Genomic DNA, 17422 nt, shown 5'->3' on the forward strand with positions numbered 1-17422 from the left:
TCTTTTAATTAGTATACGTAACAAATTACTTCACCACCTACATTTAATTGCTTAGCTTGTTTTCCTGTCATCAAACCTTTAGATGTAGAAACAATAGCAATCCCTAATCCATTAAGGATTCTTGGAATGGAAGAAGAACCTGAATACTTACGTAAACCTGGTTTACTAATTCTTTGGATATCTTTAATTACTGACTCTTTAGTATCTTTATCATACTTCAAAGCAATTTTGATTGAACCCTGAACAGCGTTGTCTTCAAATTTGTAACTTAAGATATAACCTTGATCAAATAAGATCTTTGTTATTTCTTTTTTTAGATTAGATGCAGGAATTTCAACAACTTTATGGTTTGCAGCCACAGCGTTACGAACTCTTGTCAAATAATCGGCAATAGGATCTGTATACATTTGTATTAATTTGCGGTTTTGGTTTTCTTTAAGACTATCTTATTGAACCTTAAACCAATTTATAAATATTAATGATACAGACATAACTATGTTAAGTCTGTATCAGTACGTAATAAATTACGTCTTACCAAGATGCTTTTTTAACACCAGGTATCAATCCATTATTTGCCATTTCACGAAATGTAACACGTGAAAGACCGAATTGACGCATATACCCTCTTGGTCTACCTGTTAATTTGCAACGATTGTGCAAACGAACTGGCGAAGCATTTTTTGGTAACTTTTGCAAACCTACGAAATCTCCAGCTTCTAACAAAGCTTTTCTTTTCTCAGCATACTTCGCTACTGTTTTTTCTCTCTTAACCTCGCGGGCTTTCATTGATTCTTTAGCCATGTCTTAATTCTTTTTAAAAGGTAATCCTAATTCTGTCAATAGAGACTTTGCTTCTTTATCTGTTTTCGCAGTAGTTACAAAAGAGATATCCATTCCTGATATTTTGTTTACTTTGTCAATATCAATTTCTGGGAAAATGATTTGCTCCAAAACACCAAGGTTATAATTTCCTCTTCCGTCAAAACCAGTAGCTTTAATACCACTGAAATCTCTTACACGTGGCAAAGCTGAAGTGATAAGTCTATCTAAAAACTCATACATTCTTTCTCCACGTAAAGTAACTTTTGCTCCAATAGGCATCCCTTTTCTCAATTTGAAAGACGCAACGTCTTTCTTTGAAATAGTAGATATTGCTTTCTGTCCAGTGATCTTTGTTAACTCATCAACTGCATAGTCGATTAATTTTTTATCAGATACAGCTGCACCAACTCCTTTACTTAAAACGATTTTGTCCAATTTTGGAACTTGCATTACGTTTACGTATCCGAATTCCTCTTTAAGAGCAGCGATTACTCTGCTCTTATATTCTTCTTTTAGTCTAGGTATATACGCCATTACTATAGTACTTGATTAGATTTTTTTGAAAATCTTACTTTCTTATCTCCTTCTACTCTAATACCAACTCTAGTTGTCTCCTTTGTTTTAGGATCAATTAAAGAGATGTTAGATATTTGTATAGAAGCTTCTTTCTTTACGATACCACCTTGAGGGCTTTTTGCACTAGGTTTCGTATGTTTTGAAACCATGTTTACACCTTCAACAATCGCTTTGTTTTTCTCTTTGTACACACGTAATACTTTACCTTCAGCACCTTTATGGTCTCCAGCAATTACTCTTACGATGTCACCTGATTTTATTTTTAGCTTTATCATCTTAAAACGAATTAAAGCACTTCTGGTGCTAATGATACAATTTTCATGAATTGTTTTTCACGAAGTTCTCTTGCTACTGGACCAAAAACACGAGTTCCTCTCATTTCTCCTGCAGCATTCAAAAGAACACATGCATTGTCATCGAAACGGATATAAGAACCATCGGCTCTTCTCACTTCTTTTTTGGTACGTACAACAACTGCAGTTGAAACAGCTCCTTTTTTAACGCTTCCGTTAGGGGCTGTATCTTTGATAGAAACTACAATCTTGTCACCAACAGAGGCATACCTTCTTTTGGTACCTCCTAAAACACGGATAGTTAAAACTTCTTTAGCTCCTGTGTTATCTGCTACTTTTAGTCTTGATTCTTGTTGTACCATAATTATTTAGCTCTTTCTAAGATTTCAACTAACCTCCAACATTTAGTTTTACTTAAAGGACGCGTTTCGCTAATCCTTACCGTATCTCCAATGTTACAGTCGTTCATTTCGTCGTGTGCGTGATACTTTTTAGTTTTCAACACGAACTTACCGTATAATGGGTGTTTTACTTTACGCACTTCAGCAACAACAATAGATTTATCCATTTTGTCAGAAGTAACAACACCAACTCTTTCTTTTCTTAAATTTCTTTTTTCTTCCATCTTTCAGCAGACTACAGTTATTGTAACTCTCTTTTAGTAAGTTCTGTAGCTAATCTAGCAACCGCTCTTCTCACACTTCTAATTTGAAGTGGGTTTTCAATTGGCGAAATAGCGTGAGCCATTTTTAGATCAGCATATGTTTTCTTAGTCTGGCTAAGCTTTTCTTGCAACTCTGCTGCAGAAAGATCTTTTATTTCTGATTGTTTCATAATATAATATAGATTATGCTTCGAAATCTCTAGCAACAACGAACTTCGTTTTTACTGGAAGCTTTTGAGCTGCAAGACGTAACGCCTCTTTTGCAACTGACAAAGGTACTCCTCCAACTTCAAACATAATTCTTCCGGGTTTAACAACAGCAGCCCAATATTCAACGGCTCCTTTACCTTTACCCATACGTACCTCAAGAGGTTTCTTAGTAATTGGTTTGTCTGGAAATATTTTGATCCATAATTGTCCTTCTCTTTTCATAAAACGAGTTGCAGCAATACGCGCAGCTTCGATTTGACGAGAGGTTAAGAACATTCCATCTTCATGTACAGATTTAATACCAAACATTCCATTAGAAAGTTCATGCCCTCTTTGAGAGTTTCCTTTCATTTTACCTTTTTGTACCTTTCGGTATTTTGTTCTTTTAGGCTGTAACATTTTTCTTTAGTTTAAAAATTTACTTTCTTTTACGAGCGTCTGGTTTTCCACCTTTGTTAAAAGGCTTTCTATCTCCTCTTGGAGAATCGCCACCTTTACCTCCACCAGTACCAGATTGTTTTTTGTCCATTCCAGCAAGCGGAGAAAGATCTCTCTTTCCATAAACTTCACCTTTCATGATCCACACTTTGATACCCATTCTACCATAAGTAGTATGTGCTTCAGCAAGTGCATAATCAATGTCAGCTCTGAAAGTTGATAGAGGAACTCTTCCTTCTTTGAAACCTTCTGAACGAGCCATCTCCGCACCATTCAAACGACCAGAAATCAAAACTTTGATACCTTCTGCGTTCATACGCATAGAGGCAGCAATAGCCATTTTGATTGCACGTCTGTAAGAAATTCTGCTTTCGATTTGACGACAGATGCTTGTAGCAACTAGATACGCGTCAAGTTCAGGTCTTTTGATTTCAAAGATGTTGATTTGAACCTCTTTGTCAGTAATTTTCTTAAGTTCTTCTTTTAACTTGTCTACCTCTTGGCCACCTTTTCCGATAATGATACCAGGTCTAGCAGTAGTGATAGTAACGGTTACAAGTTTCAAAGTTCTCTCGATGATTACTTTTGATACACTAGCTTTTGATAAACGAGCATGGATATACTTTCTGATTTTGTGATCTTCGGCAAGTTTATCACCATAATCATTTCCACCATACCAGTTTGAGTCCCATCCTCTGATGATACCAAGTCTATTTCCAATTGGATTTGTCTTTTGTCCCATCTTGTATTAAATTGCTTGTGTGTTATTAATAGATCCTAACACGATTGTTACGTGATTAGAACGCTTTCTAATTCTGTGTGCACGACCCTGTGGAGCTGGACGAAGTCTTTTCAACATCATTCCACCATCAACCGTAATCGTTTTAACAAATAACCCAGCTTCTTCCATATTAGCGTCAGGGTTTTTTGCTTGCCAGTTGGCAATTACAGATAAAACCAATTTTTCTAATTTTCTTGAAGCCTCTTTAGAACTGAATCTTAAGATGTTAAGTGCTCTCTCTACCTTCTGACCTCTTACCAAGTCCGCTACTAAGCGCATTTTTCTAGGTGAAGTAGGGCAGTTATTCAATTTTGCGAAAGCTATAGACTTATTAGCCTCTTTTCTCGCATCTGCTGTTTCTCTTTTACGAACTCCCATTGCTTCTTATTTTTTACCTTTATTTTTTGCTCCAGCATGACCTCTAAAAGATCTAGTTGGTGAAAATTCTCCTAATTTGTGACCTACCATGTTTTCTGTTACGTAAACTGGTACAAATTGACGACCGTTATGAACTGCGATAGTTTGCCCAACAAAGTCTGGAGTAATCATGGAAGCTCTAGACCATGTCTTGATAACTCCCTTACCACCTTTTTCAATGTTTTCTTGAACTTTCTTGTCTAACTTATAATGAACGAAAGGTCCTTTTTTTAATGAACGTGCCATATCTTATTATTTCTTTCTACGTTCTACGATATACTTGTTACTCGGGTTTTTCTTAGAACGAGTTCTATAACCTTTAGCTGGTATTCCATTTCTTGAACGTGGATGTCCACCAGAAGAACGTCCTTCACCACCACCCATTGGGTGATCGACAGGGTTCATTGCAACAGGTCTTGTTCTAGGTCTTCTTCCTAACCATCTTGTTCTACCTGCTTTACCAGATACAACTAATTGGTGGTCTGAATTAGAAACCGCTCCAATTGTAGCCGAACAAGTCAACAAGATTAATCTTGTTTCCCCAGAAGGCATTTTAATTGTTGCATATTTTCCATCTCTTGCCATCAATTGAGCAAATGTTCCAGCAGAACGAGCGATTACAGCCCCTTGTCCTGGTCTCAATTCGATACAAGAAATTACAGTTCCAAGTGGAACTCTACTTAAAGGTAATGTATTTCCAATTTCAGGTTGAGAATCAGGACCAGAAACTAATTTCTGACCTACTTTCAATCCGTTTTGAGCAATAACATAAGTTTTCTCACCATCAGCATAAGCTAATAAAGCGATAAACGCAGTACGATTTGGATCATATTCGATCGATTTCACTGTAGCTGGAATTCCTTCTTTTGTACGTTTGAAATCAATAATACGATATCTCTGCTTGTGACCACCACCCGTATAACGCATGGTCATCTTTCCTTGACTATTTCTACCACCAGAGTTTTTTATCGGCGCTATCAAAGAGCGTTCCGGCTTATCAGTTGTAATGGCGTCATAACCATTCACAACTCTAAATCGCTGACCTGGGGTAATAGGTTTTAATTTTCTTACTGACATTTTATCTTAGATATTGTTGTAAAAATCAATTGTTTCTCCTTCTTGTACTTGAACAATTGCTTTCTTAATTGCATTCGTCTTTCCACTGATTAAACCACTTTTAGTGTATTTTGTAGTTCTATCCGGTCTTACGTTCATCGTGTTAACACTCAAAATCGTTACTCCATAAGCAGCTTCAACAGCTTTCTTAATTTGTACTTTATTTGCTTTTTTGTCAACAACGAATCCGAAGCGGTTTAAAACTTCACTTTCTTTGGTTACTTTTTCCGTTACTATAGGCTTAATTATGATGCTCATATCCTATTATTTACTTAAATTTTCTTCAATTATCTCTAAAGAACTCTCTAAAAGCACTAAATTATTAGCGTTTAAGATAGCGTAAGTGCTTAATTCTAAGCTACTTACCACACTAGAACCCTTTAAATTGCGTGAGGACAAATATACATTTTTATTGGTATCACCCAACACAAATAGAGATTTTTTATTTTCTAACTCTAAAGCTTTCAAAACATTAATGAAATTTTTAGTGTTTGGCGTTTCAAAATTAAAGTCTTCAAGTACAATTATGTTTGATTCTTTTGCTTTAATTGAGAAAGCAGATTTTCTAGCCAAACGTTTCAAGCTTTTATTCAATTTGAATGAATAACTTCTTGGTCTTGGTCCGAAAACTGTTCCACCACCTTTAAACAATGGATTCTTTGCACTACCCGCACGAGCAGTACCAGTTCCTTTTTGTTTTTTAATCTTACGCGTACTTCCCGCAACTTCAGCTCTTTCTTTTGCTTTGTGCGTTCCTTGTCTTTGATTAGCAAGATATTGCTTAACATCAAGGTATACTGCGTGATTGTTTGGTTCTATACCGAATACTGAATCAGAAAGTTGAACTTTTCTTCCAGTATCTTTTCCGTTGAAATCTAATACTTTTGCTTCCATTACTTCTGAATGATTACATAAGAGTTGTTACATCCAGGAACACATCCTTTAATAACAAGTAGGTTCTTTTCAGCCACTACTTTTAAAACTCTAAGGTTTTGAACTTTTACATTGTCTCCTCCCATTCTTCCAGCCATACGCATTCCTTTGAATACTCTAGATGGATAAGAAGAAGCTCCTACAGAACCTGGCGCTCTTAAACGGTTGTGTTGACCGTGAGTTGCTTGACCAACACCACCAAAACCGTGACGTTTTACAACCCCTTGAAAACCTTTACCTTTAGATACACCTTGTACATCTACAAATTCTCCTTCTTCAAAAATAGAAACATCTATAAGATCTCCTAAATTTTGTTCAGTTGCGAAATCTCGGAATTCAACGACTTTTTTCTTAGCTACAGTTCCCGCTTTTTTAAAGTGACCTAAAGCCGCTTTTGTGGAATGTTTCTCGTTTTTGTCATCGAAACCAAGTTGCAACGCTTCGTACCCGTCAACACCTTTGGTTCTGACTTGGGTAACAACGCATGGTCCAGCTTCGATTACTGTACAAGGAATATTCTTCCCGTTCTCGTCGAAAATGCTAGTCATGCCGATTTTTCTACCAATTAACCCAGACATAATTATTAATTATTAATTATTAAATATAAATATAGAACACAACATTTAAGCGAATCCTATTTTTTAAGAGGTGCAAATGTATAACATTTATTCCATTAATCTTAAAAAATAATTTTCGCTTAAATAAAGTGCCCTTTTCTTACTAGTAAGCTACTTAAACTTTGATCTCTACTTCAACTCCGCTAGGCAATTCAAGTTTCATCAAGGCATCAATAGTTTTAGATGATGATGAGTAAATGTCAATTAATCTCTTGTATGACATTACTTCAAATTGCTCTCTCGCTTTTTTGTTAACGTGTGGAGAACGTAGTACAGTGAAAAGTTTTTTATGAGTTGGTAATGGAATTGGTCCTGTTACTACTGCACCGGTACTCTTAACCGTTTTTACAATCTTTTCAGCAGACTTGTCTACCAACATGTGATCGTAAGATTTTAGTTTTATTCTGATTTTTTGACTCATTTTCTTAAAGATTAAGCGTTTCCTTTTGCTTTTTTGATTACTGCTTCTGAAATATTAGCAGGAGTTTCAGCGTAATGTGAAAATTCCATTGTAGATGTTGCTCTACCTGATGAAAGTGTTCTTAACGTTGTAACGTATCCAAACATTTCAGATAATGGCACATCAGCTTTAATGGTTTTAGCACCTGCTCTGTCACCCATGTCATTCACCTGACCTCTACGACGGTTGATATCACCTACGATATCTCCCATGTTTTCTTCTGGTGTAATAACTTCCATTTTCATGATTGGCTCAAGAATAACAGCTCCGGCAGCTTTAGCAACTTCTCTATACCCCATTCTCGCTGCTAACTCAAAAGATAGCGCATCAGAATCGACAGGGTGAAAAGATCCGTCTGTTAAAGTTACTTTCAAACTGTCTACTTGGTAACCTGCCAATGGACCGGTTTTCATAGCTTCTCTGAAACCTTTTTCTACAGAAGGAATATATTCTTTAGGAACGTTACCACCTTTTACAGCGTTAACAAATTGTAATCCTTTTGGAACTTTTCCTTCAACTTCATCTGCTGGTTCTAATTTAAATACGATATCACCGAATTTACCACGACCACCTGATTGTTTTTTGTATGTTTCTCTATGAACTGCACTTCTTGTGAAAGCTTCTTTGTATTCAACTTGAGGCTCACCTTGGTTTACTTCAACTTTAAATTCACGTTTCATACGATCTACCAAGATATCTAAGTGAAGCTCACCCATACCTGATATAATCGTTTGACCCGAAGCTTCATCAGTTCTAACGGTAAATGTTGGATCTTCTTCAGCTAATTTAGCCAAAGCCATACCCATTTTATCAACGTCAGCTTTAGTTTTAGGCTCAATTGCAATACCAATTACCGGTGCAGGGAATTTCATTGACTCAAGAATAATTGGGTGTTTTTCATCACACAAAGTATCTCCAGTTTTAATGTCTTTAAATCCTACAGCCGCTCCAATATCACCTGCTTCGATATAATCGATTGGGTTTTGTTTGTTCGCATGCATTTGATATATACGTGAGATTCTTTCTTTATTTCCTGAACGTGTGTTCAAAACATAAGAACCAGCATCTAAACGCCCAGAATAAGCACGGAAGAAAGCTAAACGACCTACGAATGGGTCAGTAGCAATTTTAAATGCTAAAGCAGCAAAAGGCTCTTTAACATCCGGCTTACGCAATATTTTAACTTGATCTTCTTCTAATAAATCAGCATCATCAGGATGAATCCCTTCAATACCTTCTTTATCCATTGGAGACGGCAAATATTTACAAACCGCATCTAACATGAATTGAACTCCTTTATTTTTAAAGGAAGATCCAGCAATCATAGGGATGATAGCCATATCCATAGTAGCAGCTCTTAAAGCTATGTTGATTTCTTCCTCAGTAATAGAGTCTTCATCTTCCATAAACTTTTCTAACAAAGTCTCATCATAATCAGCTACCGCTTCAATAAGAATCGATCTGTATTCTTTCACTTCTGCAATCATGTCTTCAGGAATAGGCACAATATCATATGTAGCACCAAGTCCTTCTTCATGCCATACAATAGCTTGATTTTTCACTAAATCCACAACACCTTTGAAATCATTTTCTTCACCAATTGGCAAAGTGATTGCAACAGCATTAGATTTTAACATGTCTCTAACTTGCTGACATACCATCAAAAAGTTAGACCCTTGTCTGTCCATTTTGTTAACAAATCCAATACGCGGAACTCTATATTGATCAGCCAATCTCCAGTTAGTTTCTGATTGTGGCTCAACACCATCAACAGCACTAAATAAGAAAACCAAACCATCAAGTACACGTAAAGAACGATTCACTTCAACTGTAAAGTCAACGTGTCCCGGGGTATCGATAATGTTAAAGTGATAAGGCAATGTTTCTGGTAAAACTTTACCTTGTTCAGTTGGAAAATTCCATTCACAAGTTGTAGCAGCAGATGTAATTGTAATACCTCTTTCTTGCTCTTGTGCCATCCAGTCCATAGTTGCAGCACCATCGTGTACTTCACCTATTTTGTGTGATTTTCCAGTATAGAATAATATACGCTCAGTTGTTGTTGTTTTACCAGCATCAATGTGTGCAGCTATTCCAATGTTTCTTGTATATTTTAAATCTCTAGCCATTTCTTATGAATTAAAATCTAAAGTGAGAGAATGCTTTATTAGCTTCTGCCATTTTGTGAGTATCCATTCTTTTCTTAACAGCAGCACCTTCTTCTTTAGCCGCAGCTAAACATTCTGACGCTAGCCTTTGAGCCATAGATTTTTCGTTTCTTCTTCTAGAATAAAGTATTAACCACTTCATTGCCATAGAAATCTTTCTGTCTGGACGAATTTGCATCGGAATTTGGAACGTAGCTCCACCTACTCTACGACTACGTACTTCTACGTGAGGCATAACGTTAGTTAAAGCATCTTTCCATATTTCTAATGATGGTTTCTCCGCATCTTGCTTTTTAGACTCAATGATGTCAATTGCATCATAAAATACTTTAAACGCTGTCGATTTTTTTCCATCCCACATTAAGTTGTTCACAAAACGTGTTACCAGTTGGTCATTAAACCTTGGATCTGGTAAAAGTGGTCTTTTCTTTGCCGCTCTTTTTCTCATGTCTTTTTTTTAATAAAATGCCATACTTATTTACCCGCAACGAATCACGTCTCCACAAGAATAACTTTTTAAATTACTTTTTTGCTTCTTTTGGGCGTTTAGCACCATACTTAGATCTTCTTTGCGTTCTTCCTGCTACTCCTGACGTATCAAGTGCACCACGAACGATGTGATATCTAACTCCTGGTAAATCTTTTACCCTTCCACCCCTAACTAATACTATCGAGTGCTCTTGTAAATTGTGTCCTTCACCAGGGATGTAGGCATTTACTTCATTACCATTTGTCAAACGTACACGCGCTACTTTACGCATTGCAGAGTTTGGTTTTTTTGGTGTTGTAGTGTAAACACGCGTACAAACCCCTCTTCTTTGAGGACAAGAATCTAAAGCAACCGATTTACTCTTCTTAGTTATCTGAGTTCTTCCTGTTCTTACTAATTGTTGAATTGTTGGCATAATTAATACTAAAAATTTATTATGTATATATAATTCCCGCTTTTTACGGGGTTGCAAATGTAGAAAATATTTTTTACTCTACAAACCTTAAACCATTAATTTTCAACAAGATTATTTTACAGTTTGATTTTTACTACAAACAATAGATATTTGCATTACTTTTATTAAAACATATTTTCATTTGAAACATCTTGCTATTTTTTTTGTGCTTTTTAATTTTGGTCTGACTTGTTCTGCGCAAAATTTTAAATTAAATATCATAGGAACTTCTGATTCTGAAACAAAAACAATAGACTCTTTACAGTACACTTCTACACAAACAAACCTAAAGCTCTTGCAAGACGAAATCAATCGAGTATCTGAAAAACTATCGAAAATAGGATATATCGAAAACAAAATACTTGACAATATAAATACTAAAGACTCCAGCTATACTGCAAAAATTAGTTTAGGAAAACGAGTGAAATTTATACATATATATATAGGTACAAATACAGAATTAAAAAAATTAATTACAACTAACACAAAATCAGACACAATCGTGATTCCATACAACGAAACGGAAGATTTTTTGAATAATACAATCCGCCAATTAGAACAAAAAGGATTTTCTTTAGCAAATATAAAACTCAATAACATTCGAAATATAAAAACAATACTTTTTGCAGATTTGATTTTAGAAACAAACAAACAGAGAACCTTAAACGCTATTGTAATTAAAACTTCTGAAAATGAAAACAAAATCAATTTCCCAAAAGGACATTTAGAACAAATCAACAAAAAATACCACGATAAAACTTTCAACCAAGAAATCTTAAAACAAATTCATGATGATTTTGATAACTTTGGATTTGTAACTCAAATAAAATATCCTGAAATTTTATTTTCCCAAGACACTACTAAGGTCTACGTATATCTTGAGAAAAAAAAATCAAACGCTTTTGATGGATTTATTGGTTTTTCAAACAATGAAAATAAGAAAATAGCTTTTACCGGATATTTGGATGTCACCTTAGAAAATACGTTACACACTGGAGAACAATTTTCTATCTACTGGAAAAGCGACGGCAACAAACAAAAAACCTTTAGAGCCAATCTTGAACTTCCCTATATATTCAAAACGCCAATTGCACTGAAAGCACTTATCAATATTTTTAAACAAGACAGCACCTATCAAAATACAAAAACAGCAATTGATTTGGGATATTACATTAATTATAATTCCAGATTTTATTTAGGCTATGAATCTACCGAATCAAGTGACATTCAAAATACCAAAACCCAATTGTTAGGTGATTACAACAATTCATTTTTAACTTCAAATTTTGCTTATTCAAAAACTGATAATAACAGCTTAACTTTTAACAAAAAGTCAACTTTTTCCCTAGGCGTTGGACTAGGAAAAAGAAATCGAAACAACTCATCCAATTTACTTGACACAAACACACAGTTTTATATCAGTTTTCAAGCCATGCATAATTTTCCTATAAACCAAAATAACAACATCAACATAACGACTCAAAATTATTATTTGCATAGCGAAAATTACATATTAAACGAACTATTTCGTTTCGGAGGCTTAAATTCCATAAGAGGATTTGATGAAAATAGCCTGCAAGCCAATTTTTTATCATCAGTATTAACAGAGTACAGACATACACTGTCTCCTAGTTTATACATTCACTCGATCCTAGATTACGGTATGTATACAGATAAAACCATTACAAACGAAAAAAAGCAAAAAGAGAATTTATTCAGCATTGGCGCAGGATTAGGCTTACAAACGAAAAACGGTTGGCTAAAAATAGCGCTAGCTAACGGGATTACCAAAAATCAAAACTTCAAATTTTATAACACCATTATTCACATATGTTATAATGTAAAATTTTAGTCACAAAAATAAAATTTTTCATTTATTAGGAAAGTTAACAAATTATTAAGATTTTTGTCGCATAACTAATTCAATATAATTTAATATGAGATCAAAATTCAAATGGATTTTTACGCTATTAGTAGTGTTAACAATGCAGCTTTCATTTGCACAAGAGAAAACTGTTACAGGGGTAGTTTCCGATGCTACAGGACCATTACCAGGTGCTAATGTTCTTATTCAAGGAACAACAAGGGGTGTACAAACTGATTTTGACGGAAAGTATTCTATCAAAGCAAAAACGGGAGAGGTTTTAATATTCTCTTTCATCGGTATGGCTGAGTCTAGGGCTACAGTTGGAGCTTCAAATTCTATTAATATTAAACTGCAAGACAGTAGTGTAAAATTAGAAGAAGTTTTAATTACTGGAGCAATGGGTATTAAAAAGAGAAAAGATGCACAAACATCTACTCAACAAGTAGTTAAAGCAAAAGAACTTACTCAAGCTTCTAGTCCTAACGTTATACAAGCACTTGCTGGTAAAGTTTCGGGATTACAAATTAACACTGCAAGCAATGGCGCTAACCCTAATACAAAAATTGTATTAAGAGGAAATCGCTCACTTACAGGAAGCAATCAAGCTTTAATCGTTATCGACAATGCTATTTCATCTGCTTCTATTTTGGCACTATTGCCGCCAGAAGTTATTGAAAGCGTCAATGTTATTAAAGGCCAACAAGGTTCTGCACTTTATGGCGAACAAGGTTCAAATGGAGTAATTGTTGTTACTACTAAAAAAGGAACTCAGAATTCAAAAATGACCGTTAGTCTAACTTCTTCTGTAGATTTTCAAACAGTTTCTTTTTTACCAGAAAGACAAACGAAATACGGACAAGGGTGGGCATATGGCTACGATTTTAAATTTCCAACTGCGACAGATCCAAGAAATAATAGCGTTCAATTTTCTCCTTATGAAAATGGAGCCTGGGGTCCCGCGTTTAACAATCCTGCTTTCTCTGGAACTATTGTACCGGTTGGATTACCGCAAGCAGACGGACGTTTTATCATTAGAGAATGGAAATCACTAGGTTCTGATAACATTAAGGATTTCTTTAGAACTGGTACTATTTTACAAAACGGTATAACAATCAATGGCGGTAATGAAGATGGATATTCTTTATTAAGTGTAAACAGACAAACTACTGACTTCGTAGTTCAAGGAGACGGTTTGAAACGTAACAGCTTTTTATTCAAAGGCGGTAAAAAAATGGGTAATTTCACAGTTGACGCAAACATCAATTACATAAACCAGTCTGTTACACAAACTGACAGTGATCTATTTGATGATTTACTACAAACAGCTACTAATGTACCTATCGCCGAATTTAAAAATTCAGGGCATCAAGGTAACTACTCTGTTTATGCTAGAAACCCATATCAAGTAATAAAACAAGTCCGCAATGATGATGGAAGTGACGTATTTAATGGTATTGCAGCCTTAAATTATCAATTCAACAAAAACATCTCTGTTAATTACACCAGCAATGTACAATTGCGTTACACACAATCAACCTCTCACGATGATGGATTTGACAATCTTGGTATAGACTATGATTTTTCTCCGTATTCAGATTTCGGTGATACAGCTTCTTCATATGAAGCTTTGGGAGGAACACCACAAACATCTTCATACTTTGTAAGTCAATCGTTTGGGAGAAAATTCTATGGTGATTTAATCTTCAATTTTAATTATGATCTTACTGAAGATTTGAATTTAAAATTTAATGTTGGAAACAACATGCAAGACAACTTTACAAGAGTTTCAACTCAAGGGGGTACAAATTTAGATACTCCAGGTTACTACCATGTAAACAACGTTTTAAGTCCATCCAATCCATCTACTTTAGCAAATGGAATCACTAGAAGAAGAAGTATATCTGGTTTTGGTAACTTAGATTTAGATTATAAAGGATATTTGTTTTTAAATGCTACTGCGCGTTACGACAAATCTTCTACTGTTGCTGATGGAGTTTTCTATCCTTCAGTAGGTGTTTCATTTGTTCCAACAAGAGCATTTGAAAACTTAAAAGGTGATGTATTAAATTATGTGAAGTTATCAGCAAGTTTTACTAAACTAGGAAATACTACATCAGTTAACCCTTATGCGACTAATGCAACAGGCGTTTCAGCTGCTGGTTTCCCTTTTGGTGATTTAGTTGGTTTTGGCTTTAACCAAGCACCTACCTCTGCTAATATCAAACCAGAATTTTATACTACAAAAGAAGCCGGTGTTAATTTAGGTTTCTTTGGTGACAGAGTTACACTTGATGGTACTTATTATATTACGGACACGAGTGACTTAATAACAAGAGCTACCGCTTCAACTCCTTCTGGATTTGTTAATTCATTACAAAATGTTGGAGATTTACAAAACAAAGGATATGAAATAGATTTAGGTCTTAATCCATTCCGTAATGCTAATGGCTTTAATTGGAATATAAAAGCTAACTATTCTTCTTACAAAACTGTAGTTAAAGCATTATCTAACGGAGTAAACTCCGTGAACTTACAATCAAACACTTTCATTGGTGTTTTTGCAGAAGTAGGAGAAGAATTTCCTTTAATTAAAGGTACTGCTTACGAAAGAGATCCACAAGGACATATTATTGTTAATTCTAATGGTGTACCATTAAAAACAACTGATTTCAAAAAATTAGGTAAATCTACACCTGATTACATTATCGGTTTTTCTAACACATTTAGCTACAAAGGATTATCATTAACTGCAGTTGCTGATTACCGCGCAGGACACAGTATTTATTCTGAAGCCTATGCTACAATGGCATTCGCAGGATACACTTTAGAGTCAGCTTCTCAACCTAGAGAAACAGGTTATATTGTTCCAAATTCAGTACAACAGACTACACCTGGAGTATTTACAACTAATGCTACACCTACTTTTAACACAACTTATGGTGGTGGAACATACAGAGGTGCTTTGGATTATTTTTCAGGTCAATATAACAGAACTGGAGAAGCTATGCTTTTAGATGCATCTGCTGTTAAAATCAAAGAATTATCATTATCATATGATTTACCTTCTAAACTTTTGAAAAACACTGGACTTACTTCTTTCAAATTTGGTGTTAACGCACGTGATCCTTTTATCTTTTTCATAAATAACGGTAATGGTATTAAAAACCAAGGATATACTGATCCTGAAGCTTCAAACACTACAGGAAATGGTTTAGGTATATCTAACGTTGGTCAATATCCTACAACTAAAACTTATGGAGCAAGTATAAACTTAACATTCTAATACATAAATAAAATGAAAAAAATAAAATTTATATTGCCGATTCTTGCCTTAGTCATGTATTCGTGCAATGATTATTTAGATGTCAACACAGACCCTAACCGTCTGTCTGAAAGTCAATTAAATCCGGCGAAATTAATGCCCGCATCGCAGGTTGGTTCGTATAGAGTACAAGCTACTTCGATGAATCAATTAGGTAACGTTTTTATGAACACGTGGGCAAGTAATGTACAATCGTACACAGGAGGTTATAGTAAAGAATTTCAATTAACTATTGACAACTCTTTTTACAATCCAATTTGGAATAATCTATATTTGAATCTAAATAACATTCAAAAAATTATTGACTACCCCAATACTTCTGGAAAGTACAATTATTCAGTTGCTGCTGCAAAAATAATGAAAGCTCATTACATGCAGTACATAGTTGACCTTTACGGTAATGCGCCTTTCACTGGAGCGTTTAAAGGATTTGAAAACTTAACTCCAGCTTATAATGACGATCAATTTATTTACCGTCAGTTATTGACTGGTTTAGATGAAGCACGTGCTTTAATTGCAAAATCAGATCCTTCTGTATCGGAAGACATTGCTGGCTTTGATGTTATGCTACACGGTGACATGAATCGTTGGGTACAATTTGCAAATACTATTGAATTAAGAATGTTATTGAGAATGTCAAATAACACTGGTGCTATTGCAACTTACAGAAATGCAAGATTAACTAAATTAGCCTCAGCTTCATTGATATCTAGTTCAGTTACTATAAATCCTGGTTATTCTGATTCTAATGATGATCAATTGAATCCAACTTATGGAGTTTTCTTCTTTGATTCTGCGCTTAATTCACTAGCTAACCGCACTTTCATAACGGAGTCAGGTCACATATACAAAGCATTAAATGCTGCCTCAGTTTACACAACAACAGGAGCGCCAGAAATAATTGCTGGTTCAGGTATATTCTACCCAAATGTTGCGGATCCAAGAAGAACAAGACTTTTTGGTAATGGTGCTGGTCAAACTTATCAAAGAGCGGTTACCCAAGGAAGTAATGTAGTTGATATATTCCCTACTACTGGTGCCGCTGGTTTACCGGCAAGACTAGGAACTGGATTGTTAAATCCTGAAAATGCAATTGTTGCTTCCGCAACTTCAGATTATGCATCTAGTAATGGTTATGTAATGACATTACAAGAAGCTTATTTCTTGCGAGCTGAAGCTGCGTTACGTTACCCAACTTTATTTACAGGAGCCTCTGCAAACTTTGATTTAGGAGTTCAAGCTTCATTTAAATATTTAACTTCTACAGTAGGTACTTATTTGACAACTGTAAATGCTACAAAACCAAATTTTGGATTTAATGTAGCTAACACTTTTGCTCAAAATTTACATGCAATTATGTATCAAAAATGGATTGGTTTAGCTGGAATTCATGGTATTGAATCATTTATTGATTACAACCGTACGGGTTATCCTTTAACTCCATTAGCTACAACAGCTACTGAAAAAAGAAAACCTAGAAGTTTAATTTATCCAATTTCTGAGTACATTGCTAATGCAGCAAATGTTCCAGTGCTAACAGCAGCACAAATATTTGCTGATTCAGATCCTTCTAATCCATTCTGGAGATCAGGAGATCCTGCTTTAGGAAACTAACATAATAATAATTCCAAGAAAAAGGACCGCCAGCAATGGCGGTCCTTTTTTATTTCAATCCTAGTCTAAATTGAAAAAACTACCGAGGATTATTAGAAAACAAAACCAGAATATTTAATCTAAAGGAAATAAGGCATTGCTGCAGTTTTGTTTTATAAGTTCCCATATAATTACGGTTGA

Annotated in this window: 22 protein-coding genes; 3 read left to right on the plus strand and 19 right to left on the minus strand. The window is 35.0% G+C overall.

Annotated features, from left to right (window positions below):
- Positions 1-8: 8 nt before the first annotated feature.
- The 19 genes from rpsH to rpsL form a co-directional block, all read right to left on the minus strand.
- Positions 9-407, minus strand: a complete 399-nt coding sequence (rpsH, locus tag H4V97_RS07345) for a 30S ribosomal protein S8 (protein ID WP_099713442.1) — start codon at positions 405-407, stop codon at positions 9-11.
- A 124-nt stretch (positions 408-531) separates the two neighbouring features.
- A complete protein-coding gene (gene rpsN, locus H4V97_RS07350; protein ID WP_007136553.1) occupies positions 532-801 on the minus strand; it encodes a 30S ribosomal protein S14 in 270 nt (89 codons plus the stop codon).
- 3 nt (positions 802-804) lie between these two features.
- A complete protein-coding gene (gene rplE, locus H4V97_RS07355; RefSeq protein ID WP_104000021.1) occupies positions 805-1356 on the minus strand; it encodes a 50S ribosomal protein L5 in 552 nt (183 codons plus the stop codon).
- A gap of 2 nt (positions 1357-1358) precedes the next feature.
- Positions 1359-1673, minus strand: a complete 315-nt coding sequence (rplX, locus tag H4V97_RS07360) for a 50S ribosomal protein L24 (RefSeq protein ID WP_188049962.1) — start codon at positions 1671-1673, stop codon at positions 1359-1361.
- Positions 1674-1684: 11 nt separating this feature from the next.
- Positions 1685-2053, minus strand: coding sequence for a 50S ribosomal protein L14 (rplN, locus tag H4V97_RS07365; protein ID WP_026717863.1), 369 nt, complete (start codon positions 2051-2053; stop codon positions 1685-1687).
- 2 nt (positions 2054-2055) lie between these two features.
- Positions 2056-2316, minus strand: a complete 261-nt coding sequence (rpsQ, locus tag H4V97_RS07370) for a 30S ribosomal protein S17 (protein WP_066081027.1) — start codon at positions 2314-2316, stop codon at positions 2056-2058.
- A 17-nt stretch (positions 2317-2333) separates the two neighbouring features.
- Positions 2334-2525, minus strand: coding sequence for a 50S ribosomal protein L29 (rpmC, locus tag H4V97_RS07375; RefSeq protein ID WP_196849430.1), 192 nt, complete (start codon positions 2523-2525; stop codon positions 2334-2336).
- A gap of 13 nt (positions 2526-2538) precedes the next feature.
- Positions 2539-2964 (minus strand): 50S ribosomal protein L16, encoded by a 426-nt coding sequence (gene rplP, locus H4V97_RS07380; RefSeq protein WP_007803637.1) that lies wholly within the window; start codon positions 2962-2964, stop codon positions 2539-2541.
- A 19-nt stretch (positions 2965-2983) separates the two neighbouring features.
- Positions 2984-3745, minus strand: a complete 762-nt coding sequence (gene rpsC, locus H4V97_RS07385; protein WP_073210367.1) for a 30S ribosomal protein S3 — start codon at positions 3743-3745, stop codon at positions 2984-2986.
- Between the two features lie 6 nt (positions 3746-3751).
- Positions 3752-4162, minus strand: a complete 411-nt coding sequence (gene rplV / locus H4V97_RS07390; protein ID WP_007136561.1) for a 50S ribosomal protein L22 — start codon at positions 4160-4162, stop codon at positions 3752-3754.
- Positions 4163-4168: 6 nt separating this feature from the next.
- On the minus strand, positions 4169-4447 hold the full coding sequence (gene rpsS, locus H4V97_RS07395) for a 30S ribosomal protein S19 (RefSeq protein WP_196849431.1): 279 nt from the start codon (positions 4445-4447) through the stop codon (positions 4169-4171).
- A 6-nt stretch (positions 4448-4453) separates the two neighbouring features.
- Entirely contained in the window at positions 4454-5278 is an 825-nt protein-coding gene (gene rplB, locus H4V97_RS07400; RefSeq protein WP_196849432.1) for a 50S ribosomal protein L2, read from the minus strand.
- Positions 5279-5284: 6 nt separating this feature from the next.
- Positions 5285-5575, minus strand: coding sequence for a 50S ribosomal protein L23 (rplW, locus tag H4V97_RS07405; RefSeq protein WP_035668124.1), 291 nt, complete (start codon positions 5573-5575; stop codon positions 5285-5287).
- Between the two features lie 6 nt (positions 5576-5581).
- Positions 5582-6211: a 50S ribosomal protein L4 gene (gene rplD, locus H4V97_RS07410; RefSeq protein ID WP_035668126.1), complete on the minus strand. Its 630-nt coding sequence runs from the start codon at positions 6209-6211 to the stop codon at positions 5582-5584.
- The gene (gene rplC / locus H4V97_RS07415; protein WP_196849433.1) at positions 6211-6828 is read right to left on the minus strand and encodes a 50S ribosomal protein L3; all 618 of its coding nucleotides are present in this window, start codon (positions 6826-6828) and stop codon (positions 6211-6213) included. Before rplC ends, rplD begins: the two co-directional genes overlap by 1 nt.
- Positions 6829-6982: 154 nt before the next feature.
- The gene (gene rpsJ, locus H4V97_RS07420; RefSeq protein ID WP_011963470.1) at positions 6983-7288 is read right to left on the minus strand and encodes a 30S ribosomal protein S10; all 306 of its coding nucleotides are present in this window, start codon (positions 7286-7288) and stop codon (positions 6983-6985) included.
- A gap of 11 nt (positions 7289-7299) precedes the next feature.
- Entirely contained in the window at positions 7300-9456 is a 2157-nt protein-coding gene (gene fusA / locus H4V97_RS07425) for an elongation factor G (RefSeq protein ID WP_196849434.1), read from the minus strand.
- A 10-nt stretch (positions 9457-9466) separates the two neighbouring features.
- Positions 9467-9943: a 30S ribosomal protein S7 gene (gene rpsG / locus H4V97_RS07430; RefSeq protein WP_035668130.1), complete on the minus strand. Its 477-nt coding sequence runs from the start codon at positions 9941-9943 to the stop codon at positions 9467-9469.
- A 73-nt stretch (positions 9944-10016) separates the two neighbouring features.
- A complete protein-coding gene (rpsL, locus tag H4V97_RS07435; RefSeq protein ID WP_007136570.1) occupies positions 10017-10400 on the minus strand; it encodes a 30S ribosomal protein S12 in 384 nt (127 codons plus the stop codon).
- Positions 10401-10581: 181 nt separating this feature from the next.
- Here rpsL and H4V97_RS07440 point away from each other — a divergent pair, with 181 nt between their 5' ends.
- The 3 genes from H4V97_RS07440 (at position 10582) to H4V97_RS07450 (ending at position 17242) form a co-directional block, all read left to right on the plus strand.
- On the plus strand, positions 10582-12291 hold the full coding sequence (locus tag H4V97_RS07440) for a hypothetical protein (RefSeq protein ID WP_209549365.1): 1710 nt from the start codon (positions 10582-10584) through the stop codon (positions 12289-12291).
- 85 nt (positions 12292-12376) lie between these two features.
- Complete coding sequence (locus H4V97_RS07445; protein WP_209549366.1) at positions 12377-15589, plus strand: SusC/RagA family TonB-linked outer membrane protein; 3213 nt, start codon at positions 12377-12379, stop codon at positions 15587-15589.
- Between the two features lie 12 nt (positions 15590-15601).
- Positions 15602-17242, plus strand: coding sequence for a SusD/RagB family nutrient-binding outer membrane lipoprotein (locus H4V97_RS07450; protein WP_196849437.1), 1641 nt, complete (start codon positions 15602-15604; stop codon positions 17240-17242).
- The last annotated feature ends 180 nt before the right edge of the window (positions 17243-17422 follow it).

It is taken from the genome of Flavobacterium sp. CG_23.5 (genome assembly GCF_017875765.1).
GTDB lineage: Bacteria > Bacteroidota > Bacteroidia > Flavobacteriales > Flavobacteriaceae > Flavobacterium.

Coding starts and splice junctions, on each gene's coding strand:
- rpsH (WP_099713442.1), bottom strand. CDS start 407: ATGTATACAGATCCTATTGCCGATTATTTGACAAGAGTTCGTAACGCT.
- rpsN (WP_007136553.1), bottom strand. CDS start 801: ATGGCTAAAGAATCAATGAAAGCCCGCGAGGTTAAGAGAGAAAAAACA.
- rplE (WP_104000021.1), bottom strand. CDS start 1,356: ATGGCGTATATACCTAGACTAAAAGAAGAATATAAGAGCAGAGTAATC.
- rplX (WP_188049962.1), bottom strand. CDS start 1,673: ATGATAAAGCTAAAAATAAAATCAGGTGACATCGTAAGAGTAATTGCT.
- rplN (WP_026717863.1), bottom strand. CDS start 2,053: ATGGTACAACAAGAATCAAGACTAAAAGTAGCAGATAACACAGGAGCT.
- rpsQ (WP_066081027.1), bottom strand. CDS start 2,316: ATGGAAGAAAAAAGAAATTTAAGAAAAGAAAGAGTTGGTGTTGTTACT.
- rpmC (WP_196849430.1), bottom strand. CDS start 2,525: ATGAAACAATCAGAAATAAAAGATCTTTCTGCAGCAGAGTTGCAAGAA.
- rplP (WP_007803637.1), bottom strand. CDS start 2,964: ATGTTACAGCCTAAAAGAACAAAATACCGAAAGGTACAAAAAGGTAAA.
- rpsC (WP_073210367.1), bottom strand. CDS start 3,745: ATGGGACAAAAGACAAATCCAATTGGAAATAGACTTGGTATCATCAGA.
- rplV (WP_007136561.1), bottom strand. CDS start 4,162: ATGGGAGTTCGTAAAAGAGAAACAGCAGATGCGAGAAAAGAGGCTAAT.
- rpsS (WP_196849431.1), bottom strand. CDS start 4,447: ATGGCACGTTCATTAAAAAAAGGACCTTTCGTTCATTATAAGTTAGAC.
- rplB (WP_196849432.1), bottom strand. CDS start 5,278: ATGTCAGTAAGAAAATTAAAACCTATTACCCCAGGTCAGCGATTTAGA.
- rplW (WP_035668124.1), bottom strand. CDS start 5,575: ATGAGCATCATAATTAAGCCTATAGTAACGGAAAAAGTAACCAAAGAA.
- rplD (WP_035668126.1), bottom strand. CDS start 6,211: ATGGAAGCAAAAGTATTAGATTTCAACGGAAAAGATACTGGAAGAAAA.
- rplC (WP_196849433.1), bottom strand. CDS start 6,828: ATGTCTGGGTTAATTGGTAGAAAAATCGGCATGACTAGCATTTTCGAC.
- rpsJ (WP_011963470.1), bottom strand. CDS start 7,288: ATGAGTCAAAAAATCAGAATAAAACTAAAATCTTACGATCACATGTTG.
- fusA (WP_196849434.1), bottom strand. CDS start 9,456: ATGGCTAGAGATTTAAAATATACAAGAAACATTGGAATAGCTGCACAC.
- rpsG (WP_035668130.1), bottom strand. CDS start 9,943: ATGAGAAAAAGAGCGGCAAAGAAAAGACCACTTTTACCAGATCCAAGG.
- rpsL (WP_007136570.1), bottom strand. CDS start 10,400: ATGCCAACAATTCAACAATTAGTAAGAACAGGAAGAACTCAGATAACT.
- H4V97_RS07445 (WP_209549366.1), top strand. CDS start 12,377: ATGAGATCAAAATTCAAATGGATTTTTACGCTATTAGTAGTGTTAACA.
- H4V97_RS07450 (WP_196849437.1), top strand. CDS start 15,602: ATGAAAAAAATAAAATTTATATTGCCGATTCTTGCCTTAGTCATGTAT.